15 protein-coding genes are annotated in these 24,573 nt (G+C 71.6%); 4 read left to right on the top strand and 11 right to left on the bottom strand.

Going from position 1 to position 24,573, the window contains the following annotated elements:
- Nucleotides 1-48 precede the first annotated feature (48 nt).
- The 3 genes from J8N05_RS44260 to J8N05_RS44250 all read right to left on the bottom strand — a co-directional run bounded on the left by J8N05_RS44260 (nucleotide 49) and on the right by J8N05_RS44250 (nucleotide 5,711).
- Nucleotides 49-3,864: a S8 family peptidase gene (locus J8N05_RS44260; RefSeq protein WP_210893375.1), complete on the bottom strand. Its 3,816-nt coding sequence runs from the start codon at nucleotides 3,862-3,864 to the stop codon at nucleotides 49-51.
- A 145-nt stretch (nucleotides 3,865-4,009) separates the two neighbouring features.
- The gene (locus J8N05_RS44255; protein ID WP_210893373.1) at nucleotides 4,010-4,960 is read right to left on the bottom strand and encodes a TauD/TfdA dioxygenase family protein; all 951 of its coding nucleotides are present in this window, start codon (nucleotides 4,958-4,960) and stop codon (nucleotides 4,010-4,012) included.
- A 46-nt stretch (nucleotides 4,961-5,006) separates the two neighbouring features.
- A complete protein-coding gene (locus J8N05_RS44250) occupies nucleotides 5,007-5,711 on the bottom strand; it encodes a TetR/AcrR family transcriptional regulator (RefSeq protein ID WP_210893370.1) in 705 nt (234 codons plus the stop codon).
- A 204-nt stretch (nucleotides 5,712-5,915) separates the two neighbouring features.
- On the opposite strand from J8N05_RS44250, the gene J8N05_RS44245 reads away from it, so the two are divergent.
- Nucleotides 5,916-7,442 (top strand): APC family permease, encoded by a 1,527-nt coding sequence (locus tag J8N05_RS44245; protein WP_210893368.1) that lies wholly within the window; start codon nucleotides 5,916-5,918, stop codon nucleotides 7,440-7,442.
- A gap of 29 nt (nucleotides 7,443-7,471) precedes the next feature.
- The gene (locus J8N05_RS44240; protein ID WP_210893366.1) at nucleotides 7,472-9,130 is read left to right on the top strand and encodes an amidohydrolase; all 1,659 of its coding nucleotides are present in this window, start codon (nucleotides 7,472-7,474) and stop codon (nucleotides 9,128-9,130) included.
- Nucleotides 9,131-9,175: 45 nt separating this feature from the next.
- Here J8N05_RS44240 and J8N05_RS44235 read toward each other — a convergent pair whose 3' ends face one another.
- The 3 genes from J8N05_RS44235 to J8N05_RS44225 form a co-directional block, all read right to left on the bottom strand.
- On the bottom strand, nucleotides 9,176-9,649 hold the full coding sequence (locus J8N05_RS44235) for a carboxymuconolactone decarboxylase family protein (RefSeq protein ID WP_210893364.1): 474 nt from the start codon (nucleotides 9,647-9,649) through the stop codon (nucleotides 9,176-9,178).
- Nucleotides 9,650-9,766: 117 nt separating this feature from the next.
- Nucleotides 9,767-10,300: a GNAT family N-acetyltransferase gene (locus tag J8N05_RS44230; RefSeq protein WP_210893362.1), complete on the bottom strand. Its 534-nt coding sequence runs from the start codon at nucleotides 10,298-10,300 to the stop codon at nucleotides 9,767-9,769.
- A gap of 158 nt (nucleotides 10,301-10,458) precedes the next feature.
- Nucleotides 10,459-10,899 (bottom strand): MarR family winged helix-turn-helix transcriptional regulator, encoded by a 441-nt coding sequence (locus J8N05_RS44225; RefSeq protein ID WP_247707018.1) that lies wholly within the window; start codon nucleotides 10,897-10,899, stop codon nucleotides 10,459-10,461.
- A 257-nt stretch (nucleotides 10,900-11,156) separates the two neighbouring features.
- Here J8N05_RS44225 and J8N05_RS44220 point away from each other — a divergent pair, with 257 nt between their 5' ends.
- Complete coding sequence (locus J8N05_RS44220; protein ID WP_210893358.1) at nucleotides 11,157-12,125, top strand: alpha/beta hydrolase; 969 nt, start codon at nucleotides 11,157-11,159, stop codon at nucleotides 12,123-12,125.
- Nucleotides 12,126-12,164: 39 nt separating this feature from the next.
- Here the strand turns inward: J8N05_RS44220 and J8N05_RS44215 are convergent, their stop codons facing one another.
- The 5 genes from J8N05_RS44215 to J8N05_RS44195 form a co-directional block, all read right to left on the bottom strand.
- Nucleotides 12,165-13,934 carry a PP2C family protein-serine/threonine phosphatase gene (locus tag J8N05_RS44215; RefSeq protein WP_210893356.1) on the bottom strand — a complete coding sequence of 590 codons (1,770 nt, stop codon included), beginning with the start codon at nucleotides 13,932-13,934 and terminating at the stop codon, nucleotides 12,165-12,167.
- A gap of 193 nt (nucleotides 13,935-14,127) precedes the next feature.
- Entirely contained in the window at nucleotides 14,128-14,514 is a 387-nt protein-coding gene (locus J8N05_RS44210) for an STAS domain-containing protein (RefSeq protein WP_210893354.1), read from the bottom strand.
- Nucleotides 14,515-14,759: 245 nt separating this feature from the next.
- Entirely contained in the window at nucleotides 14,760-17,162 is a 2,403-nt protein-coding gene (locus J8N05_RS44205; protein WP_384271712.1) for a SpoIIE family protein phosphatase, read from the bottom strand.
- Between the two features lie 187 nt (nucleotides 17,163-17,349).
- Nucleotides 17,350-21,630 carry a HAMP domain-containing protein gene (locus J8N05_RS44200; RefSeq protein WP_210893352.1) on the bottom strand — a complete coding sequence of 1,427 codons (4,281 nt, stop codon included), beginning with the start codon at nucleotides 21,628-21,630 and terminating at the stop codon, nucleotides 17,350-17,352.
- A 437-nt stretch (nucleotides 21,631-22,067) separates the two neighbouring features.
- Complete coding sequence (locus J8N05_RS44195) at nucleotides 22,068-22,946, bottom strand: RNA polymerase sigma factor SigF (protein WP_210893351.1); 879 nt, start codon at nucleotides 22,944-22,946, stop codon at nucleotides 22,068-22,070.
- Between the two features lie 492 nt (nucleotides 22,947-23,438).
- Between J8N05_RS44195 and J8N05_RS44190 the strand changes: the two genes are divergently transcribed.
- Nucleotides 23,439-24,302, top strand: coding sequence for a SigB/SigF/SigG family RNA polymerase sigma factor (locus J8N05_RS44190; RefSeq protein WP_210894344.1), 864 nt, complete (start codon nucleotides 23,439-23,441; stop codon nucleotides 24,300-24,302).
- Nucleotides 24,303-24,573 lie beyond the last annotated feature (271 nt).

The raw sequence follows: 24,573 nt of genomic DNA, 5'->3' as shown, positions 1-24,573 counted from the left end.
GAGCGGGACGGCCTGCGCCCCGCTCACCCCCGCTGTGCGACCGAGCGCCTATCCGCGGTGCAGGTAGGCCCGTTGCACGGTCTGCCGCACGGAGTCGCCCGCCGCGTCGCGAGCCGTCACTCTCAGTGTCACGTACGCGTCACCGCGTACCCGCGACGGCTTCGTCACGCCGACCTCGAACGTGTTGTGCCCGCGGTCCTTCACCGTCGCCCGGCTCCAGCTCGCGCCGTCGTCGTACGACGCCTCCACCTGGACGCTCACCCCGCGCGGCACGGCCAGCCCGTCCTGGGCGCGGACCGACAGTCCGACCGAGTGCGTACGAGCGGAGCGGACCGCGTTGTACGCGTCGACCGGGACGTCGTAGTCGAGCTGGAGCAGCGGCAGGGCCGTCGCCGCGCCCGTGCTGCCCGAGCGGAACGACCAGGACGTCTCGGTGCCGGTCCCGTACGCCCATTCACCGGACACCCGCGAGGTCGTGAGGTCCAGCCGGTAGTCGGCCGCGCCGGACGGGACCTCGAAGTCCGCGTACCCGCCGGCCGCCTCCGCGGCCTTCCGGCCGTTGCGGTACAGCACGGCGGCGGCCGAGTCGCCCTGCGCCGCGGCCGAGGTTCCGATGCCGCCGCCCCCTTCGAGCAGCCGCGACCGGTGACCCGCCTGCGAATCGGTGAACTCCGGTATCCGCAGGCTCAGTACGTCACCCGAGCGCACGGACGGAGCCGTGGTGCCGCGCGGGATCGACGGCCGGACGACGGCCCCCTGCCAGGTGTCGCTCGTCCGCTCGCCCGCCCGGTAGGTGCGCGCCGCGTCCGCCATGCCGACGACCAGCGGGGTGTCCACGTCGAACGTGGTCTCGTGGTGCACGAAGTGCTTCCACTGCGTGTCACCGGAACTCACGTACTCGGTCCGGTCGAAGCCGGTCGGCACATAGCGCGTGTACTGCAGCCAGGCGGTGTCCTGGTACGGCCGCCGTGCGAAGCGCTGCTCGGCGGCCCACCGCGCGCCGCCGTTGTCGGCGTACCGGGCCTTCACCACCGCGCTGTTGCGCTCGGACACGGTGTGCACCACCTTCTCGGGGACGCGCTGCGACGACACCTGCATGACGTCGTACAGGTACGGGCTGCGGGCCGTGCCGGTGAAGTCCACCGTGGTCCGCCCCTTGCCGATCCGCTTCAGCAGGTCGGCTCCCGCCTTCGCGCCGATCCGGACGGTCGGTACGCCCCAGCGGTCGCCCTCCGGATGCCAGCGGGTCCACGCGATGTCACTGAAGTGGACCAGCACGATCCCGCGAACCCCCGCCGCTGCCGCCTTCTCGGCCAACTCCCTTTCGTTGACGTTCTGTTCGTTGGTGAGGACCGCGAGCTTGCCGCGGGCCCGGGCGAAGACCGGAGAGGCGGCGTCACCCGCGGCGACCGCGGTCAGGCGCGCCCCCTTCCCGGCGGTCGCCTTCTCGTCGAAGAGCGGAGAGGAGGGCATGTAGTAGGCGTCCGGCGTCTCCTCGCCACCCTTGCCGCCCGACACCGCCATGTCGAGCAGCGGTGCGACGAGCTGCCAGCGCGAGGCGAACTCGAAGGTGCCGTCGGTGACGGTGGAGGTCGGACTCACGTACAGCCGCTTGCCGAGGTCGAAGTACATCGTCCCCTGGGTCAGGCTGTGTCCGTCGATCTTCCGGTACGTCTGGTAGCTGAGGATGCCGCGCTGCTCGGCCGGCCGGGGCGTACGGATGTCGACCAGGGTCGTCCTGCGCTCGTCGAGCGTGACGGACATGTCCTTGGTGACCTTCACCTCGGGCAGGACCACGTGTCGCAGTTCCTGGCCGTCGGCGACCGTGTCCAGGGACGAGTGGTCCACCTGGTAGGTGCCCTCCTCGACCTCGGCGACGGCCGGTTCGGTGCCGCTGCCCGGGTCGGTGTAGCCCACGAAGCCGTCGCTGCCCCAGATCGTCGGCAGCGCCTGGATCTGCTTGCCCTTGAGGTCGACGGTCCGGACGCTGAACCGGTGGACCGGCCCCTGCACGGCCAGGCTCACCGTGGTGTGCACGGTGACCTTCCCGTCGGCGGAGGCCGCGGTCACGTACCCGTAGTAGTCGCCCCGCTCCACCCGGGCCGGATCGACCGTCAGCGGAACCTCGGCGGTGGCACCCGCGGGCACACGCACCGAACCGGAGCCGAGCTTCACCGCCCCTTCCGCCGGGGTCCGCCCGCCCGCCGTGGCCAACCGCACGCCGAGCGCCAACGTGACTGCCGCCCCCGAGGTGTTGGTGTACGTGAGTTTCGTCGTACGGGTCTCGCCGCCACCGGTCTGGAACGGACCCAGGGCCACGGTCCCCGTGGCGGTGACCGGACCCAGCGCCGCCGCGGCCACGTCGATGAGACCGCCGCCCTGCTCGGTGACCTCCTGTCCCGCGGCCGTACGGGCCGTGCTGACCAGCGCGTCCTTCAACTGCGCCGCGCTCCAGCCGGGATGCCGCTGGGCGAGCAGCGCGGCGGCGCCCGCCACGTGCGGGGTCGCCATCGACGTACCGGAGGCCGCCACGTGCTGTGCGTCGACCGGGTCGCCCATGGTCGTGCCGGCCGCGCGGGCCGCCACGATGCCGACGCCGGGTGCCGTCACGTCGGGCTTGACCGCGTCGTCACCGGAGCGCGGGCCGCGGCTGGAGAACGGGGCGAGGGCACCGGCCCGGTCGACCGCGCCGACGGTGAGGGCCGCGTCCGCGGCACCGGGGGAGCCGATGGTGCTCATGCCCTGCTCGCCGCTGTTACCCGCCGCGACGACGAACAACGTGCCCGTGCGCTCGGTGAGTTCGTTCAGCGCGAGACTCATCGGGTCCGTGCCGTCGCTCGGGCTGTCCGAACCCAGGCTCATGTTGACGACCTTGGCGCCCGAGGCCGCCGCCCACTCCATGCCGGCGATCACCTGGGACTCGCTGCCGTAGCCGTCGTCGCCCAGCACCTTGCCGACGAGCAGATCGGCGCCCGGCGCGACACCCTTGCCGCCCTTGCCGCCGGCGGACGCGGCTCCGCTGCCGCCCACGATGGACGCGACATGCGTGCCGTGCCCGAAGGCGTCCCCGGTACCGGAACTGCCGGAGAAGTCCCTGGCCTCGGAGATCCGTCCGGCGAGATCCGGGTGGGACCGGTCCGCGCCGGTGTCCAGGACGGCGACCTTGACGGACTCGCCCCGCTGGCCGGCCTGCCACACGGCGGGCGCGCCGATCTGCGGGACGCTGCGGTCCAGCGAGGCGTTCACCCGCCCGTCGAGCCACACCCGGGGAGCGTCGGAGGCCCGTGCCGTGCTCGACGTGCCCTGGTCCGCGGCCAGTTGCTTCCAGAACCGGCCGAGGTCGTCCTCGGCGACCCGCACCGACCGCGCCCCGATGCTGTCCAGGCGGCGGACCGGCGACCCGTCCTCGGCGAGCGAGGTCAGCCGCCGGACGGCGGACTCCGCCGCGCCGTCCGCCCCCGCCACGATCAGCGGAAGCGCGTCGCTGTGCGCCTCGTCGTACCGCTGGTCGAGGAGCGCGCCCACGTCGAACAGCCCCCGGTCCAGGCGTCCCGCCGAGACCAGCTCCCCGGCGTCGGACGGCAGGACCGTCAGCCGCCCGTCCTGCTCGTAGGTCCGGAAGAGGAGGTGCCGCCGCCCGGGCCCGGGCGTGACCGAAGCGGTCCGCCGTCCCTCGGAGTCGGCGCCCACGGTCACCCGGTCACCGGTGATCAGGCGCACGGTGCCGAGGCTCTTCGGCGCGGGAACGTCGGCCGCCGCCGTCGCCGTGGGCCCCGTACCGCCGCGAGCGGCCACCGGCGCCACCGCGCCGGCAGCCAGGGCGAGTCCTGTCGATATCGCCGCCAGCAGGCGAATCCGTCTCATCAGTGCCGTGCCTTCCGTCGTACGCACAGAGAAGTTCATGCGCTGGACAGAATCCGGTGGCACTCGATGTCATGTCACTCGATTCCGGTGGCACAGGTGGGACATGTCGCAACCACGACACCCGGGCGACCGCCCCGAAGGCCCCTCACCAGACTCCCGGTCCGCTCCCCACGACGGGCTCCGAGGGTCTGCCGTCCACACCGGCGGGGACCTCGCCCGCGAGCATCACCCGGTGCATGACCCGCGGATGGTCGACCTGCGTGGTGTCGCTCGGGGCCAGGTGGATGGTGGCCCGGTTGTCCCAGAAGGCCACGCTCCCCGGCTCCCAGCGGAACCGCACGGTGTACTCGGGCCGCGTCGCCTGCTCCACCAGCATCTCCAGCAGGGGCGCGCTCTCCATCCGCGACAGCCCCAGGATCTGTTCGACGTAGTAGCCGTTGACGAACAGCACACGCTCGCCCGTCTCGGGATGCACCCGCACCAGCGGATGCTCGGTGGCGATCTGCCGGTCCAGCAGATGGCGTGCGTACGCGTCCTCGCCGGGCCGGGTCTGGTAGCCGACCCCGAGGCGGTGCTCGGCGCGCAGCCCGTCGAGGAAGCCCCGCAGCGGTGCCGAGAGACCGGCGTAGGCGGCGGCCAGATTCGACCAGGTGGTGTCGCCGCCGTACGGGGGCACGGTCTCGGCGCGCAGGATCGTCGCCGCCGGCGGATCGACGCGGGCGCCGTGGTCGCAGTGCCAGCCGCGCAGCAGCGAGTGGCGGCGCCTGCGCAGCCACTCGTCGTGCTCCATGCCGTACCGCCCGCCGAGTTCCAGCCGGTCGGCCGTCGTCTCGATCTCCGGGACGTCGGCGGGTGACGCGCTGCCGCGCTTGCGCAGCCGGACCGGTTCGCCGAACCGGCGGGCGAACGCCACGTGCGAGGCATGGTCGAGGTGCTGCCCGCGGAAGAACACCACCTTCCAGCGCAGCATCGCGGCCCGGATCTCGGCGACCACCGTGTCGTCCAGGTCCTCCGCCAGGTCGACGCCGACGATCTCGGCGCCGATGTGGCCGGCGGCCGGCCTGACGTCGATCCGGGTACCTCTGTCCGTCGTCATACGTGCTCCGTTCCGTGCCGATGACCTGATCGTGCTGGTGACCCTGTCATGTCCTTGTGGGGAGGGCGGCGGCCCGGGCCGCCAGGGAGTCGAGCAGCAGGTCCACCGCGAGTTCGAAGGAGCTGCCGGCCATGGCGTACAGCTCGTCCCGCACCTCGCCCAGCGCCGGGTAGGACTCCGGGTCGACCGACCGGTAGGCCGACGTCCAGGCCCGCTCGTCGGCCTCGCGGCGCTCGCGGGGGAGCGCCTGGCACGCGGCGTCCAGGGCGGCATGGCCGAGGACCGTGTCGATGAAGGCCAGGTAGAGCCGCACGGCGTGGCCGGGCGGGAACCCGGCGGACAGCAGCAGACCCACCCCGGTCTCCACGGCACGGAACTCGTTCTCCCGACGCGTGATGCGGTACGAGGCCATGGCGGCGGCCCGCGGATGGGCGAGGTATCCGTCGCGCACCCGCATCGCCATCTCGCGCAGCGAGGCCACCCAGTCGGGACCGGGCACGAACCCCGCCATGGCATCGCCGATGATCCGGTCGGAGACGGCCAGCAGCAGTTCGTCGGTGTTGCGGAAGTAGCGGTAGAGCGCGCTCGGATCGCAGCCGAGGGCTGCTCCCAGACGGCGCACGCTCAGCGCCTCCGGACCGTGTTCGCCGATGAGGCGCAGCGCGGTCTCGGTGATCAGTTCCCTGGAGAGCAGGACGCCTGCCGCGGTGGGGCGACGCCGTCGGCGTTCCTGTGGGGCGCGGGTGGGCATGGCGGGTGATTCCTCTCGTGCCGGGAGACGGCCGGGACGGGTGCCACGGCTGTACCTGCCGATGGACCGCCGCGGATTCAGTGAACGGCCGGCCGCCGCCTTATGTCAACGCCATTGACGCAAAGTGTGCGGACGCTGTTCCATCCATCGCACCCCCACACGGCTCTTCCTCCCGTCCCTCTCCCTCCCCGTGAGGAGCCCTTGATGTCTCTCACCCCGGGCCAGGCCACCGCAGGCCGAAGTGCCCAGGACCGTCCGCCGACGGAGCTGCGCCGCTCCCTCGGCGTCCTCGACGGCGTCGCCATCGCCGCCTCCAGCACGGCCGCCACCACCAGCATCGCCATCGGCATGGGCGCCATCGGCACGATCGTCGGACTCCAGGCCCCGGCCCTCCTGCTGCTGGCGTTCCTGCCCGTCCTCGGCATCGCCACCGCCTTCGCCCGCCTCAACCGCTCGGAGCCCAACTGCGGCAACGGCTACACCTGGGTCGGCACGTCGCTGGGCCCCTGGCCCGGCTTCCTGGCCGGCTGGGTGACCCTCGTCGGCTCGGTCGTCTTCCTCGGCTACACGAGCGCGGTGACCGGCTCGGTCGTGCTGATCTTCGCCAACAAGGCGGGTCTGCACTCCCTCGCCGGGATCGCCCTCGATCCGACGTCCACCGCCGTGAGCACGGTCGTCGGTCTGGTGGTCCTCGCCGGGGTCACCGCCCTCGCGATCACCGGGGTGCGTGCCGCGACCCGGCTCCAGTTCGGCCTGCTGGTCTTCGAGTACGCCGTCCTGCTGGTCTTCTGCACCTGGGCCCTGGTCACCGGCCGGCAGGACTTCTCCTGGTCGTGGTTCAACCCCTTCGAGATATCCAGCGGCACGGCCTTCGCCCAGGGCATGGTCCTCGCGGTGTTCTTCTTCTGGGGCTGGGACGCGGCCTTCAGCGTCACCGAGGAGACCCGCGACCCCGGCGACTCGGCCCGCGGCGGCTTCATCGCCCTCTTCGCCATGCTCGGGCTCTTCATCTTCGCCTCGGTCGCCTTCCAGCGGGAGATGAGCCTGCCCGAACTCATCGCCAACGGCCCCCAGGCCCTCCCGTACCTCGGCGCCGAGCTCGCCGCCGAACCCTGGGCCAGCCTGCCGCTGCTGGCCCTGATGTTCTCCGCCGTCGCCTCCGTCCAGTCCTCCGTCATCCCCACCGCCCGCGGCCTGCTCGCCATGGGCCGCGACCGCACGATGGGCCCGCTGTGGACCCGTATCCATCCCAGGTACGGCACACCCGCCGCCGGAACCGTGGTCGTCATGTCGATCGCGACCGCCATCGCCCTGCTCGCCATGGCCATCCCCGAGCTGAGCGACATGCTGCTCGCCGCGGTCAACGCCATCGGCCTGGTCGTCGCCCTCTACTACGGCCTCACCGCGCTCGCCTGCGCCGTACGCTTCCGCGCCGCCCGCCGCGACGGCCCGCGCGAGGCCCTGCTCGCCGTCGGCGTCCCGGCCGCCTCCGGCCTGATCCTGCTCGGCCTCGGCGGCTACCTCGCCTACTCCTACCTGACCATGAGCGACCACATCGAACTCAGCCCCGACAACGGCTGGTTCATGCTCTCCCTGCCCGTCACCATCGTGCTGAGCGGCCTCGTCATGGCGGCCGTCGCCAAGTACGTCCGGCGCTCGCCCTACTTCACCACCGGACGCGGCACGGACGCCGACGCCCTCTCCCTGCCGATGGACCACACCGGCGTCTGAGCCCCCTCACCCCCCGGAGCGCTGACCCCATGTCCCACCCCCAGGCCGCCGACCTCGTCCTCACCGGCGGGCCCGTGCACACCGTCGACGCCGCGCGCGGCCGGGCCACCGCCGTGGCCGTGCGCGACGGACGGATCGTCGCCGTCGGCCACCACGAGGTCCATGAACTCATCGGACCGGGCACCGAGGTCGTCGACCTCGCCGGACGACTGCTGCTGCCCGGCTTCCAGGACGCCCACGTCCACCCCCTGGGCGCGGGCACCGAACTGGGCCTGTGCCACCTCAACGACACCGTCGACCCGCGGGAGTACCTGCGGCGGGTGAAGGCCTACGCCGACGACCACCCCGACGCCGAGTGGATCACCGGTGGCGGCTGGTCCATGGAGGCCTTCCCCGGCGGTACGCCCACCGCCGCGCTGCTCGACTCGGTCGTCCCCGACCGGCCGGTGTTCCTGCCCAACCGCGACCACCACGGCGTGTGGGTCAACTCCCTCGCCCTGCGACGCGCCGGGATCGACGCCCGCACCCCCGACCCGGCCGACGGACGCATCGAGCGGGACGCCGACGGAAACCCCACCGGCATGCTCCAGGAAGGCGCGGCGCACCTCGTGGGCCGCCTGCTGCCCGCCCCCACGCCCGACGAACAACTCGCCGCGCTGCTACGGGCCCAGGCCGTGCTGCACTCGTACGGGGTCACGGCCTGGCAGGACGCCATCGTCGGCACGTACGCGAACATGATCGATCCGACGCCCGCCTATCACGCGGCGGCCGACCGCGGTCTCCTCACCGCCCGGGTCGTCGGGGCGCTGTGGTGGGACCGGGCCAGGGGCGCCGAGCAGATTCCCGAACTCGTCGCCCGCCGGGCCGGGTCGAGCCGCGGGCGGTTCCGGGCCACCAGCGTCAAGGTCATGCAGGACGGCATCGCGGAGAACCACACCGCCGCGCTGCTCGGCCCGTACCTCACCCGCTGCGGGTGCGCCTCCGACAACTCGGGGATCAGTTTCGTCGAGCCGGCCGAGCTGAAGAAGTACGTCACCGAACTCGACGCGCTCGACTTCCAGGTGCACTTCCACGCGCTCGGCGACCGGGCGGTGCGGGAGGCGCTGGACGCCGTGGAGGCCGCCCGCACGGCCAACGGGTGGCGGGACACCCGCCATCACCTCGCACACCTCCAGGTCGTGCACCCCGAGGACGTACCGCGTTTCCGCGCGCTCGGGGCGAGCGCCAATCTGCAGGCGCTGTGGGCGGCGCACGAACCGCAGATGGACGACCTCACCATTCCCTTCCTCGGCCCCGAACGGGCCGCGTGGCAGTACCCGTTCGGGGACCTGCTGCGGGCCGGGGCGACCCTCGCCGCGGGCAGCGACTGGCCGGTCAGCAGCCCCGACCCCCTCGCCGCGATCCATGTCGCCGTCAACCGGATCGCCCCCGACGCGCCCGAGGGCACCCCGCCCTTCCTGCCCGGCCAGCGGCTCGACCTGGGCGCCGCCCTCGCCGCGTACACCGCGGGCAGCGCCCACGCCAACCATCTCGACGACGACACCGGCAGCATCGGCGTGGGCAAGCTGGCCGACCTCGTGGTCCTGGACCGCGACCCCTTCGCCGGACCCCCCGAGGAGATCGCCGCCACCCGCGTCCTGCAGACCTTCGTCGACGGCCGCCGGGTGTACGCGGCGGCCGACGCGTGAGCCGGTGCGTGACCGGCGTCCGGCCGGCGCGGTGGTGCCTGCCGACTAGCCGAACTGGCCGACGCGGTAGTCACCGGCGGGCTGCTGGACGATGACGTTCGCCCGGTTGAAGGCGTTGATGAGGGAGATCAGGAACACCAGGCCGCCCAGCTGCTGCTCGTCGTAGTGCTTGGCGGCGTTCTCCCAGGCCTCGTCCGTGACCCCGCCGGCCGCGTCGGCGATACGGGTGCCCTGCTCCGCCAGTTCCAGCGCGGCGCGCTCGGCCTCGGTGAAGACCTTGGCCTCACGCCAGGCCGCAATGAGGTTGAGCCGGGTCGGGGTCTCGCCCGCGGCGGTGGCCTCCTTGGTGTGCATGTCGGTGCAGAAACCGCAGCCGTTGATCTGGCTCGCGCGGATCTTCACCAGCTCCTGCGTCAGGGTCGGCAGCCCCGAGTCGGAGACGACCTTGCCCGCGGAGGCCAGGTGCTTGACGAACGTGGCCGCGGCCGGGCTGCCCATGAGGTTCAGTCGGGCTTCCATGATGTGCTCCTCAGTCGTTGTAGGGAGTTGCACAGTCATGACGGGAACGGCGCGCGCGATGTGACATGGGGAGGGGGAATGTGACGTGGGTCTCGCGTCCTGCCCGGGTGCCCGGGCTCAGGCCCGGCGGTCCGAGGCGAGCAGGCCGAACTGCAGGTCGTCCGTCCACTCGCCCTTGAGCCAAGTGGCCTGCCGGAGAAGGCCCTCCTGTACGAATCCGAGCCGCCGCAGCAGCCGGGCCGAACGGGTGTTGCGGGCGTCGCACTCGGCGGACACCCGGTGCAGCCCGCGGCGCCCGAACAGGTCGTCGAGCACCGCCGTGACGGCTTCCGCGGCGTAGCCGTGGCCCTGCCGGTCGCCGGCCAGCGTGAACCCGATCTCGGCCTGCATGAGGTTCTCGTGCAGCCGGACCCCCACGTCGCCCACCAGGCACCGGTCGGCCTTGAGCTCGATCGCGTACTGGAACCAGCCCGGGCGCTCCGGCGACCCCTCGGCGAGTGTCCGTACGAACTGGTCGGCCGTGTCCAGGGACAGCGGCGCGGTCCAGCCCTGGTAGCGGGCCACGGCGGGGTCGGAGCGGTACTTCGCCAGCGGTGCGGCGTCCTCGGGGCGGAAGCGGCGCAGGAGGAGTCTGGGGGTTTCCAGCAGCATGGCTCGATGGTAGGCGGGGCCGTGCCCCTGCCCACCCCCTTTGGCTGCGGGCCCGGTGGGGGCTGGTCGCGCAGTTCCCCGCGCCCCTGACGTGCGGGGCTGCGCCCCTGCCCGGCCCCGCGCCCCTTGGACGGCGGGGCTGCCCGCCTGCCTGCCCCCTAAGTGGTGCTGACGTTTGTCGTCAGGAGGCGGAGCAAGTGTTTTGCTGTGGCGTCCTGTTCGGGGGTCAGAGCCATGGCGTCGCCCATCGCCAGGGGGACCGTGTTCGCGCGGTCCTGGAGGCGCAGCCCGGCCTCGGTGAGGTGCAGGGCGACCGAACGCTCGTCCTCCGCCCGGCGTTCGCGCCGCAGCAGCCCGTTCGCCTCCAGGCGCTTGAGGAGCGGTGACAGGGTGCTGGACTCCAGCTGGAGCGCCGTGCCCAGGTCGCGTACGGAGATCGAGTCCTGCTCCCACAGCGCGAGCATCACCAGGTACTGCGGATAGGTCAGTCCCAGCTCGTCCAGCAGGGGGCGGTAGCGGGCGGTGACCGCCCGGGAGGCCGCGTACAGGGCGAAGCAGAGCTGGTCCTCCAGCAGGAGCGATCCTCCCTGCGGCGCCACGGGCGCGGCTCCCTGCGTCGATTCGGCTCCGGCGGTGCTCACGGCGTACCTCCGTACTCGGTGATCTACGTGATCTACCTCGATCTGCCTCGGTGATCCATACCCTATCGCCGAACCCGTCATCGAGTCCTCCCGATCGTATCGCGCCCTAATGAGTTGTGCACGACTTAGTCGTGAGCTACTGTTCTGGACGTGCCCCCGCTCCCGGCGAAGCCCGCGAGGAGCGTGCCCGCGGCACCAGATCCGAGGAGATCGTCATGACCGACACCACCGGAGTCCGCCCCGTCCTGGAGCCCGCCGCCGCGGCCTTCGCCGAGGCGACCGCCAACCCGCCCTACCTGTTCGACCTCGGCCCGGCCGAAGGCCGCAAGGCCGTCGACGAGGTCCAGTCGGGCGAGATCGCCCTGCCGTCCGTCGACGAGGAGTGGATCACCGTCCCCGGCGGCCCCACCGGCGAGGTCCGCACCCGGATCGTGCGCCCCGCGGGAGCGACCGGCACCCTCCCGGTCATCGTCTACATCCACGGCGCCGGCTGGGTCTTCGGCAACGCCCACACCCACGACCGCCTGGTGCGCGAACTGGCCGTCGGCGCGAACGCCGCGGTCGTCTTCCCCGAGTACGACCTCTCGCCCGAGGCGCGCTACCCCGTCGCCATCGAGCAGAACTGGACCGTCGCCCGGTGGGTCGCCACCACCGGCGCCGACCACGGGCTCGACGCCTCCCGCATCGCGGTGGTGGGCGACTCCGTCGGCGGCAACATGGCCGCGGCCCTGACGCTGATGGCCAAGGAGCGCGGCGATGTCGCGCTCGTCCAGCAGGTGCTGTTCTACCCGGTCACCGACGCCTCCTTCGACACCGGCTCGTACCACCAGTTCGCCGAGGGCTACTTCCTGCGCCGCGACGGCATGCAGTGGTTCTGGGACCAGTACACGACGGACGAGAAGCAGCGCGCCGAGATCACCGCGTCCCCGCTGCGCGCCACCACCGAACAGCTCACCGGGCTGCCGCCGGCCCTGGTCATCACCGGCGAGGCCGACGTCCTGCGCGACGAGGGCGAGGCGTACGCGAACAAGCTGCGCGAGGCCGGTGTCCCGGTCACCGCGGTCCGCTACCAGGGCATCATCCACGACTTCGTGATGCTCAACGCCCTGCGCGGGACCCACGCCGCCGAGGCCGCCATCAGCCAGGCGATCGCCGTGCTCAAGGCCGCCCTGGCCACCGGCTGACGGCAGGCCGTACGGCCACCGCCGCTCGGACGGGTCGGCTCAGAACGCCAGCTTGGTGGGGGTCCTCGCCAGTTCGGCCGCCCGGCTGTGCAGATGGCAGAGCAGCAGGCACACGTCGTCGTCCCGCTCGGAATCGGCCAGCAACGGGTGCAGCAGACTGTCGGCCGAGGCGTCGAGGTCGGCGTCCAGGTCCGCTGAACGGAAGGTGCCGAGCGCCGCGGCCAGCCGCTCGATTCCCGGGTCGATGCCCTGGGCGCGGCGCTCGACCAGACCGTCCGTGTAGAGCGCCAGGGTCGAACCGGGCGTGAGGGTCACGGTGTGGTCCTGGATCACCTGCTGCAGCGGGATGCCGAGCATCGCACCGGGTTTGGCGTCGAGCGTGCGCACCTGCCCGTCGGGGGTGCGCAGCACGGGGGGCGGATGGCCCGCCGCGGCCCAGGTGAGCGTCGGGTCGTCGGGGTGGAAGCGCGCGATGACGGCGGTGGCGTACAGATCGGGCTGGAGGTGGTGCAGGAAGATGTGCAGCTTGGTGAGGAGCTGGCCCGGGGTGCCGCCGTCGACGGCGTACGCGCGCAGCGCGGTGCGCAGCTGGCTCATCATGACGGCCGCGTGCAGTCCGTGCCCGGTCACGTCGCCGATGACGGTGATGAGGCTGCCGTCGGGCTGGCGGAAGGCGTCGTACCAGTCGCCGCCGATGTTCAGACCGTGGGTGGCCGGCAGATAGCGCGCGGCCAGATGCAGTCCCGGGGTGGTGGGCAGCTCCGTGAGCAGGGCCCGCTGCAGGGTCTCGGCGATGTCCCGGTTGTGCTCGAAGCGCCGGGCGTTGTCGATCGCCACGCCGGCCCGGCGGGTGAGCTCGATCAGCATGACGACGTCGTCGGAGCCCCACCGCGCGGCCGGCGGCGTGAGGATCAGTACGCCCTGTGCATCCCGCCGGGTCCCCAGCGGGATGCACAGCAGGGGCGCCGCGGGAAGCGGCGTCGTGGAGGGATGGTCGTCGACACCGGGCAGGTCGCCCGGATGGTCGGCGGCGTACTGCGGGCGCCCGGTGCGGGCCGCGACCAGGGCGGCGGCCGGACGCGGCGCGTTCACCCGCTCCTCCTCGTCCCCGTCGAAGAGCCATACGTCGACACTGCCGGCGTACTCCGGGACCAGCAGGCTCTCCAGCCGGCGGATCACCTCGTCGTGGTTGAGCGAGGCCGTCAGCACCGCGCTGGCGTCGGCCAGGAACGTCAGTCTTCGGCGGGCGGTCTCCGCTTCGCTGCGCGCCTTGCGCTCGGCGACCAGGAGGTCGCGCTGGGACCGGCCGGCCGCGTCCAGCTCGGCGTGCAGGGCCAGTACGCCCTGGTTGGTCTGATCCAGTTCCTCCCGGTGGAAGGTGACCAGGTCCTCCTGCTCGCCGAGTCTCTCCAGCACCAGGGCCGTGTCCTCGTCGGCGCCCAGCAGCGCCTCCGCCAGCGTCTCTTGGTCGTCCGCCGCGGGCCCGGCGTCCGTCGTTCGCGCACCCCCGGCGCAGGCGACCGTCATGTGCCACGTCGGCCGCCCCTCGCCGTCCGCGTTCGCGTCCGCGTCGTCGGCCGAGGTCACGACGGCCCGCAGCAGCGCGTCCCCGGGCGGTTCCGTGGCCGTCTCCAGCTCCAGCCGCCAGGTGCCGCCCCGGGTGAGGCACTGCCGCAGCTGTGCGCTGAGCGCGGCCGTCAGACGGGTCCGCTCCATGGCGGACACCCCGTGCGCGGCGGCCAGGCGTGCCGTGTCGACACGGGCCCGAGCGGCGTCGGGGACGGTGGAGATGTGCCAGGTACGAATCATGGTGTGCGGTCCGACGGAGTGGGGGCCGGTGCGGCGACGTCGATGTCGTCCCCTACGGGCCGGGCGGAGCTGCTCGCATCGCGCGCCGTCATGCCGGCGCGCGTGTTCCTTGCCTTGGTCAAATGTTGTCAGACAACAACTGTCGTACATGACGGTGCTCCGCCGTCCCCCGATGGCGGAGCGTGTGTGAGGCTCAGGCGGAGTCGTCGCCGCGCTGCTGCTTGTCCACGAGCGCGAGCGAGTCCTCGACGCTGTTGGACACGGGCACGGTGATGCTCACCCCGGTGAGGTCGAGGATCCGTCGCACGGGCGCCGTCGGCGAGATGATGTGCACGCTCCCATCGAGCTCCCGCGTCTGCTGATACGCCCTGATGATGATGTTCATACCGGACGAGTCCATGAAGGGGACGGCCGAGAGGTCCAGCAGGAAGTGACGACGACCGTGCTGGAACTGGTTCGCCAGATGGTGCTGGAGTCCTGTCGAGGTGTCGATGTCCAGATGTCCCTCGACCGTGAGCAGGACGACGTCCTCGCGAGGCAGGGAGACCTCTACGGACAACGGGTTCTGGGCTATGGACACAAGTACCTCCCACAAATTCATAACGGTCTGGGGCGGCTACCCCCGTACGTGCATTCGATGCCGTCGCCGACGGCCCGCGCGACGTGATCAAACTCTCGTCGGCGGTTGCTTGCGGCACGCGCGGGCAGGGGCCTCACCAGCGGGTCTGTGTCTCTCGTCGCACATGCCCGCGCGTCTACCCCGGCTGCGCCGCCGCATGCGGACCTTTTCGTCCATGGTCCGCGAAGAGGCTTCGCGGACACGTCCTAGGACACACGGATGCCCACGATGCAGGTGTCGTCGTCGGTGTCCGACCTGCTGTACGTGAGGAGCCGGTCCAGCTGCTGGTCGAGCGTGCACGGCGCCGTACGGACCGTGGTGAGCAGCTGGGTCATGGACTCCTCCATCGTGCGGTCCCGCCGCTCGATCAGACCGTCCGTGTACATCAACAGCGTGTCGTCGACCGCCAGTTGCACCTCGTCCTCGCCGTACGCCACATCGGGCACGGCGCCCAGCAGCAGGCCCTTGAGGAGGGGCAGCGACACCGCCTCCGCGTCCCGCACAAGGACGGGCGGCAGATGACCTGCCCGCGCCCAGCGCAGCGTACGGGTGTCCGGGTCGTAGATGCCGCAGACCGCGGTGGCCGTGATGGACCCCGACAGATGGTGCGCCACGCTGTTGAGCCAGGTCAGCAGCTGGCCGGGGCCCGCCCCTGTCACCGCGAGCCCGCGCAGGGCGTTGCGCAGCACGACCATGCTCGTCGCGGCCTCTATGCCGTGCCCGGCCACGTCGCCCACGCACAGGAGCACCAGACCGGACGGCAGCACGACCGCGTCGTACCAGTCGCCGCCCACGAGCTGTTCGGTCTCGGCGGGCCGGTAGCGGACGGCCACGTCGAGCCGGGGCGCCTGCAGCGGCGCGTGGGTCGGGGGCATGATGGCGTGCTGCAACTGCAGCGTCAGCCGGTTGCGCTCGGCCGCCTGCTGCTCGGAGTGCGCGAGCTGGTCGCGCGTGGCGGCCAGCGCGACCTCCGTCCAGTGCTGGGCCGAGATGTCCTGATAGGCCCCGCGCACGACGAACGGCCGACCGTCGGCGTCGAGCACCGGCTCCGCCACCACCCGGATGTGGCGGGTCACCTCGTCGGGACGCTGGAGCCGGAACGCCGCGGCGGCGGGGCGCCGGTGGTGGAGCAGGGTGCGCAGGAAGCGGCCGATGGCGACGGCGTCGTCCGGGTGGGCGTGCAGGGACAGCTCCTCCAGCGGCACGGGACCGCTCGACGGCGCTCTTCCGTACAGGCTGAAGAGCTGGCCGTTCCAGGTGATCTCGCCCGTGAGCAGGTTCTCCTCGAAACCGCCGATACGGCCCAGGCGCTGGGCGTGCTGGAGCAGGCTCGCCAGCCGTGCCGTCTCGTCCTCGACGCGCCAGATGAGCAGCACGCTGTTGCCGTGGCGGCTGATGCTGATGTCGGCCACGGACGCCAGGGCCACCTGGTCGACGAGGGCCGTGAGGTTCATGCGCTGGGCGCGGAACGGCTCCCCGGTGGCGTAGACGCGCTCGACCCGCTGGAAGAGTTCGCTCTCCCCGGCGGCCATCGGGTAGGCCTCCAGCAACAGGGAGCCGCTGATGAGGCCGCGCGGCCGGCCGGCCGGATCCAGGAAACGGCTGTTGACGTGATGGATGTGGAAGTCGACGAGCTGACCGCCGTCGAGGTACGGGACGAGGACCAGCGCGGGATCGTGCAGCCCGTCGGCCAGATCCATCAGTTCGGCGGCGTCCGGCAGGACACGGGGTTCCCCGGTGCTCTCGCCGCCGTGCACGAACGCGTACGTCTCCAGGGTGTGGGCGCACAGTTCCGCCAGCGCCTCCACCTGACGGATCACCTGCGGCGACTGCGGTGCCAGGGGAGTGGGCCAGACGACTTCGAGGACGCCGTGGACACGCCCGCCGGTGCCGGCGAGAAGGGCGGCCCTGCCCCCGTCGGGATAGTGGTGCTGGCCGATGGAGGGGAGACCTGTCGCCGACAGGGAGCCGATCCACTGCCCCGAGCGCTCGGTGAGGCTCGTACGGGCCACCGTCATCACCCCGGGGGGCACATAGCGCCAGCGTCCGGCCTCCGCGGGGGAGAACCCGGCGCTGCCCGCCAGCGTCAGCGAACCGTCGGACCCCGCGGTCCAGATGGCCACGGCCACCGCGCCGAGCGGGGTCAGCGCGTGCTGCAGGAGCGAGTCGGCGACGGCCTGGGTGTCGGGGGCCGCCAGAGCGCCGCTCTCGGCCTCCCGCAGCCGTACCGCGGCGGAGCGCTCGCTCCCGGCGCGAGGGGCCGACGGGCTCTCGTTGCCCTGCGCCCCGGCCAGGAAGGCGCCGGTCACGTCCGACAGGCGGTCGCGGGCGGACTGGTTGATGACGTCGACGGCGAGTTCGAGCGGTGTCACCTTCGCCTGTTCGGCCAGCTCGGCGAGCTGCCGGGCGGCCTGGGCCGGACCGCAGCCCAGCCGCTCGACCAGGATGCCCTTGGCGAGTTCGATCAGAGCGCGTCCGTCGGCCTCTGCCTGCGCCGACCGCACCTCACGGCGCAGCCGCTCCACCGTCGCGGCCAGCCTGCCCACGGGGTAGTCGGTGCTGAGGGCGGTGTCCTTGTCGGCCACCTTGTCGACGTCGGTGGCCACCACGTCGACATCCGTGGCCACCACGTCCGCGTTCGGGTCGACGGCGGCGGCGTCGCCGCTCTCGCCGGCGGGGTCAGGGTGTTCTTCTGGAAGGCTCACGATGCGCTTGCTCCTCGGCGGGGATGCCCATGGGGGCGGGTCGCGGGGACCTGCGCCCGGCCGGTGCGCGCACACGGCCGGGCGCGGTCGCTCACGCAGGCAGCCAACGGCGGACGCAGGCGATGAGGTCCTCGGTGTCGACCGGCTTGGTGACGTAGTCACTGGCCCCGGAAGCGAGCGACTTCTCCCGGTCGCCGGGCATCGCCTTCGCCGTGACGGCGATGATGGGAAGCCCCGCGTACCGGGGCATCCTGCGGATCTCGGCCGTGGCGGCGTAGCCGTCCATCTCCGGCATCATCACGTCCATCAGGACGAGGGCGATGTCGGGGTGGTTGACCAGCGTCTCGATGCCCTTGCGGCCGTTGTCCGCGTGCAGGACGTGGAACCCCTGGAGTTCCAGGATCCCGCTCAGTGCGAAGAGGTTGCGCGCGTCGTCGTCGACCACCAGGACCGTACGGCCGACGAAGGCGTCCTCGACGGCCCGGGGCGAACCGGGCTGCGGCTCCTCCGCGCGGGCCAGGGACGGCACGTCCCCCAGCTCCTCGGCCGACAGGTGGAGGGCGATGCGCTCCCGCAGTTCGTCGAGACTCGACAGGAACTCCAGGGCACGGGTGCCGGAGCGCGCCTGGAGCTCCTGTTCCTGCGCCAGGTCCGCTCGGTGGCCGCTGTGGACGAGCACCGGGACGTTCGCGAGCGCGGAGTCGCCCTGCATCGCGTCCAGGAAGCGGGGCGCCTCGCCGCCGGGCATGCCGAGTTCGAGGACGACACAGTGGCAGGGACCCGCGGCCAGCGCGCTCGCCGCCTCGTGGGCTCCGGAAGCGGTGATGACGTCCACCGTGCCGCGCGGGTCACCGGCGTCCTGGCCGCGGGTGACGTCCGAGACCGCGCTCTCCGCGACCAGGGTCAGCAGTCCGCGCTGCCGCTCCTCGACGACGAGCAGCCGGCGTCGTTGGCGCCTGGCCGGGGCCACCGGGCCCGACAGCGGGACACCGGCCGTCGGCTCCTCGGAGGCGGACGCGCCCGGCGGCAGCTCCCGGGGGCGGTCGTCGATGACCAGGGTCTCGTAGTCGGGGCGCGCCACGGGCAGGAACAGCGTGAACGTGCTGCCCTGTCCCGGCGTGCTGTCGACCGTGACGGCACCGCCGAGCAGATGCGCGATCTCGCGGGTGATGGACAGGCCGAGACCGGTGCCACCGTATTTGCGGCTCGTGGTGCCGTCCGCCTGCTGGAAGGCGCCGAAGATCGTCTCCAGATGCTGCTCGGGGATACCGATCCCGGTGTCCTGCACCCGGAAGGCGACGATGGTGCCGCCGCGGAACACCCCGCTGGGCACCTCGTGGTCCGCCGCCGGCTCGATCCGCAGCTCGACGCCGCCCTGCTCGGTGAATTTGACCGCGTTCGACAGCAGGTTGCGCAGGACCTGACGCAGCCGGGAGTCGTCGGTGAGCAGGTCGGCGGGTGCGCCGGGCGCGGTACGCACGGTGAAGTCGAGGCTCTTCTGGGTCGTCATCGGCCGGAACGTCGCCTCGACGTACTCCAGGAGCTGGCGCAGCGGCACGACCTCGGGGCTGACGTCCATCTTCCCGGCCTCGACCTTCGACAGGTCGAGGATGTCGTTGATCAGCTGGAGCAGGTCGGAGCCCGCCGAGTGGATGATGCCCGCGTACTCGACCTGCTTCGGCGTGAGGTTGCGGGAGGGGTTCTGCGCCAGCAACTGGGCGAGGATCAGCAGGCTGTTCAGGGGGGTACGCAGTTCGTGGCTCATGTTCGCCAGGAACTCCGACTTGTACTTGGAGGCCAGCGACAGCTGCTGCGCCCGGGTCTCCAGCTCCTGGCGGGCCTGCTCGATCTGCAGGTTCTTCGCCTCGATGTCGCTGTTCTGCGCGGCCAGCAGGGAGGCCTTGTCCTCCAGCTCCTCGTTGGAGCGCTGCAGTTCGTCCTGCTGGACCTGCAACTCCTCGGAGCGGGCCTGCAGTTCGGCGGTCAGCCGCTGGGACTCGTCGAGCAGTTCGTCGGTACGTGCGTTGGCCACGATGGTGTTGACATTGACGCCGATGGTCTCCATCAGCTGGCCCAGGAAGTCCAGGTGGATCTGGGTGAAGCGGGTGACCGACGCCAGCTCGATGACTCCCAGCACCTGGTCCTCGACCATGATGGGCAGCACCACCAGGGCGGTCGGCACGGTCCGGCCGAGCCCCGAGGAGATGGACACGTAGTTCGGCGGCAGCTCGTCGACGGTGATGGCGCGCCGGCTGCGCGCGGCCTGGCCGACCAGCGAGCGCCCGAAGGGGATGCGGTCGGGCCGGTCGTCCTCGTCGGGATATCCGTACGAGCCGACGAGCCGCAGCTCGCTGCCGTTCCCGGTCTCCTCCGCGAGGTAGAACGCGCCGTACTGGGCGGAGGCGAGGGGCGCGAGCTCGTCCATGATGAGCTCGGCCACCACGGACAGGTCCCGGTGGCCCTGCATGAGTCCGGAGGCCCGTGCCAGGTTGGTCTTGAGCCAGTCCTGCTCCTGGTTGGCCCGTGTGGTCTCGCGCAGGGACTCCACCATGGAGTTGATGTTGTCCTTGAGCTCGGCGACCTCGCCCGAGGCCTCGACGGTGATCGAGCGGGTCAGGTCGCCCTCGGCGACGGCGCTGGTGACCTCGGCGATCGCGCGGACCTGCCGGGTCAGGTTGCCCGCGAGTTCGTTGACGTTCTCCGTCAGGCGCTTCCAGGTGCCGGAGACGCCCTCCACCTCGGCCTGGCCGCCGAGCCGTCCCTCGCTGCCGACCTCACGGGCGACGCGGGTGACCTCCGCGGCGAACGCGGAGAGCTGGTCGACCATCGTGTTGATGGTGGTCTTGAGTTCGAGGATCTCGCCGCGGGCGTCGACGTCGATCTTCTTGGACAGGTCGCCCTTGGCCACCGCCGTCGTCACCAGGGCGATGTTGCGCACCTGGCCGGTGAGGTTGTTGGCCATCGAGTTGACGTTGTCGGTGAGGTCCTTCCAGGTGCCCGCCACGTTCGGCACCTGGGCCTGGCCGCCGAGCCGTCCCTCGGTGCCGACCTCGCGGGCGACGCGGGTGACCTCGTCGGCGAACGCGGACAGTGTGTCGACCATCGTGTTGATGACGTCCGCCAGGGCGGCGACCTCGCCCTTGGCCTCGACGGTGATCTTCTGGCTGAGGTCGCCGCGGGCCACGGCCGTCGCGACCTGGGCGATCGAGCGGACCTGGCCCGTCAGGTTCGACGCCATCACGTTGACGTTGTCGGTGAGGTCCTTCCAGGTTCCCGAGACCCCGCGGACGGTGGCCTGTCCGCCCAGGTTGCCAGCGGTGCCGACCTCGCGGGCCACCCGGGTCACCTCGTCGGCGAAGGCGGACAGCTGGTCCACCATCGTGTTGAGGGTCTCCTTCAGGGCGAGGATCTCGCCGCGGGCGTCCACGGTGATCTTCTGCGACAGGTCGCCCCTGGCCACCGCCGTCGCCACCTGGGCGACGTTGCGGACCTGCGCGGTGAGGTTGCCCGCCATGAAGTTCACCGAGTCGGTGAGGTCGCGCCAGGTGCCCTTGACGCCCTTGACGTCCGCCTGGCCGCCGAGCCGTCCCTCGGTGCCGACCTCGCGGGCGACGCGGGTGACCTCGTCGGCGAAGGCGGACAGCTGGTCGACCATGATGTTGATGGTGTTCTTGAGTTCGAGGATCTCGCCGCGGGCGTCCACTGTGATCTTCTGCGAGAGGTCGCCGCGGGCCACCGCGGTCGTCACCTGGGCGACGTTGCGGACCTGTGCGGTGAGGTTGCCCGCCATCAGGTTGACCGAGTCGGTGAGGTCGCGCCAGACACCGCCGACACCGGGCACCTGGGCCTGACCGCCGAGCCGCCCCTCGCTGCCGACCTCGCGGGCGACGCGGGTGACTTCGTCGGCGAAGGCGGACAGCTGGTCGACCATCGTGTTGACGGTCTCCTTGAGCTGGAGGATCTCGCCCCGGGCCGGCACGTCGATCTTCTGCGACAGGTCGCCCTTGGCCACCGCGGTGGCCACCTGGGCGATGTCACGCACCTGGGTCGTGAGGTTGCCCGACATGGCGTTGACCGAGTCGGTGAGATCGGCCCAGGTGCCGGAGACGCCCGGCACCTCCGCCTGGCCGCCGAGGGTGCCTTCGGTGCCGACCTCGCGCGCGACGCGGGTGACTTCGGACGTGAACACGGACAGCTGGTCGACCATGCCGTTGAAGACGGTGGCGATGTCACCCAGAAGGCCGTCCCCGTCGTCCGGCAGACGCGTACCGAAGTCGCCGTCCCGTACCGCCGTGAGGCCGGCCAGCAGCTGGCGCAGCTCCTGGTCGCCCGGCGTGCGGTCGACGGTGTCGGTGGTCGTCTGGCTGGTCATGCGCACCCTCGTTCCATGCCTCTTAGGTCCCTGTGCAACCTGTGCGAAAGGGACGCGGAACTACAGGCCCACTGCCGGACCACACCCTCGTCGGACTCCCTGTTGTACGGGACCGCCCGACGAGGAAATACGCCGCAGGCTAACCCGTAAGTGAGGTTGTGAACAAAGTGTGGTGCCAAAATCGCCAAGCCGAGGACAGGGCGGCCTCAAGGCGGGGACAAGCCGAGGCCAGAGGGGTGTCCGGGAGGCGTGAGGGCGCTGTGACGAGGGTGACGCGGTGCCCGGATCGGACGCATCGGAGGTCGCGGCCGACGCATCTCAAGGGACCCCACGACCGAGCCCGCCGTCGTGGTCCGGTGAGCGGGGGCTCGTGGGGACCGCGACGGCGGGCTCGGTCACCGGCGGGGGGTTGCCGGTGAGGAGGGGGTTAGGGGGTGTCAGGCCACCGAGGGGTCGAGCAGCCCGGCGCGGAGCCGCTTGATGATGCGGCTGATCAGACGCGACACATGCATCTGGGAGATACCGAGCAGTTCGCCGATCTCGGCCTGGGTGCGCTCCTCGACGAACCGCAGGTGGATGATGCGGCGCTCGCGCTCGTCGAGCTCGGCGACCAGCGGCGCCAGCGAGTTCAGGTCCTCCACCAGTTCGAGCGACCGGTCGTCCTCGCCGATGAAGTCGGCCAGGACGGACTCGCCGTGCGAGCCGCTGTCGGAGGTCAGGGCCGCGTCGAGCGACGAGGAGTTGTAGCAGTTCGCCGCCTTGCGGGCCTCGATGACCTCCGCCTCGGGCAGCGACATGAGGTGGGACAGCTCGGCGGTCGTGGGGGCGCGGCCCAGCCGGGTCCGCAGTTCCTCCGTGGCCTTCGCCAGCTCGACCCGGGCCTCCTGCAGCCGCCGCGGCACATGGACGGCCCAGCTCGTGTCACGGAAGAAACGCTTGATCTCGCCGACGATGTAGGGGACGGCGAAGGAGGTGAACTCCACCTCGCGCGACAGCTCGAACCGGTCGATGGCCTTGATCAGCCCGATGGTGCCGACCTGGACGATGTCCTCCATCGAGTCGCCCCGGCCGCGGAACCGGGAGGCCGCGTACCGGACGAGGGAGAGGTTCATCTCGATCAGGGTGTTGCGGGCGTACTGGTAGTCGTGGGTGCCTTCCTCCAGCACGGCCAGACGGTCGAAGAACTGCCGCGACAGCTCCCGGGCGTCCTTCGGCCTGACGCGCGACGGGTCCTCGATGAGAGGCAGTTCCGTCTCCTGCGCCGTCCGGGTCCCCTGTGCCGTGGCCGTTGCCCCGTCTGCCGTCACGGCTGCCATGCCGCCCACCCCACTCACCGTCGCTGTTGATGACATACGCCGTGTGCCCTGCTTCTCGCGGCTCATGCCACCTCATTTCGAAAGAGATCGGAACCACCGAGGATCTGGCCAGAAGTCGACGCTCCGACGTGGTCGTTCCTCGTCGGAGAACTCTCGCACGAACCGCCCACCGACCGTGCGCACGGGTGGGCCGTACGCCGTTCCGCGCGTCGCGGGACGCCGCGACGGCACCGCGACGGGACCGTGACGGGGCGTCGATTTCGAGACCGGGTGTTTCCTCTCGGCAGGCAAGGGCAACCGGAATTTCGTGCTTCGGACCGGAGGCACGCCCGCGGGAACGGCCCAGCCGACCGCGGTGGCCCTCCGGCGCCCCCGGAAGTCATCGTCCCTGCGGCATCCCCTCGCACGTCACTTGTTCAGGAGCGAATCCACATGAGCATCGACTTGTCGATAAACAGCCCGGAGGAGTCCGTACCTGCCGAGGCGCGGTCCATGTCCACGGCGACCACCACCGCGTCGGGTCCCTCGGCCCGGACCGCCACGGCGAGGCACCCGCACGACGACGCTCCTGATTCGGCGACCGACTTCGCCCGACTGGCCGCCCTGGAGGAGGGGCCCGAGCGGGACGCGGTCCGCGACGAGTTGACGAAGGCCTGGCTGCCCATGGCCCACCGCATCGCCGGCCGGTTCCGTGACCGGGGCGAGAACATAGAGGACCTGCGGCAGGTCGCGGCCGTCGGCCTGGTGAAGGCCATCGACCGGTTCGACCCCTCCCGCGGGGCCTTCGAGAGTTACGCGGTGCCCACCATCACCGGTGAGGTCAAGCGCCACTTCAGGGACCGCATGTGGGCCCTGAGGGTGCCGCGCCGGGTTCAGGAACTGCGCAACAAGGTGCGCATCGCCCGGCGCGATCTCACGATGAACCCCGGTACCCCCGAGCCGACGACGGCCGAGATCGCGGCGCACGCCGGGCTGACGGAGGACGAGGTCGGCGCGGGGATGGAGGCGATGGAGAGCTTCAGCACCCTGTCCCTGGACGCCGAACTGTCGTCCGCCGACGACAACTACAGCCTCGCGGACACCCTGGGCGATCTCGACTCCTCCTACGACATGGTCGTCGACCGCGAAGCCGCGAAGGAAGGGCTGCGCCGGCTGCCGGAGCGCGAGCGGAACATCCTCTACATGCGCTTCTTCGAGGACATGACGCAGAACCGCATAGCCGATCAGCTCGGCATCTCCCAGATGCACGTCTCCCGGCTCATCACCCGCAGCTGCGCACGGGTGAGGGACGAGGCGCTGGGCGCACAGGCCCGCCCCGGCCGTGGGAACGCCGACGGCGGGACGGGCGCCGCCTGACGCGGCACCGCGGTCCCGACGACGCGGGCGAGACCGGCGTCCGGCGCGTTCTCCGAGCCGGTCGCACTCGCGTGTCACACCCGGTTGCGACCGGCCCGGCGTGTGCAGGGGGAACACCCGAGTGACGAGGGAACGTCCGTGCGACGGCGTAGGGTGGGCCCCGGGGTGAGACCGGTGGATCTGAGGAACGGCACGGACGGCTTGTCGGCGATGGCGCCGTCGGACGACGGCGAACCGACGCGAACCGTCCGGCCGACGGCACCCCCGGCGC

This window comes from Streptomyces liliiviolaceus (assembly GCF_018070025.1).
Classification (GTDB): Bacteria; Actinomycetota; Actinomycetes; order Streptomycetales; family Streptomycetaceae; genus Streptomyces; species Streptomyces liliiviolaceus.
The sequence above is the reverse complement of the archived record's forward strand: the minus strand, read 5'-3'. Positions and strand labels throughout refer to the sequence as shown.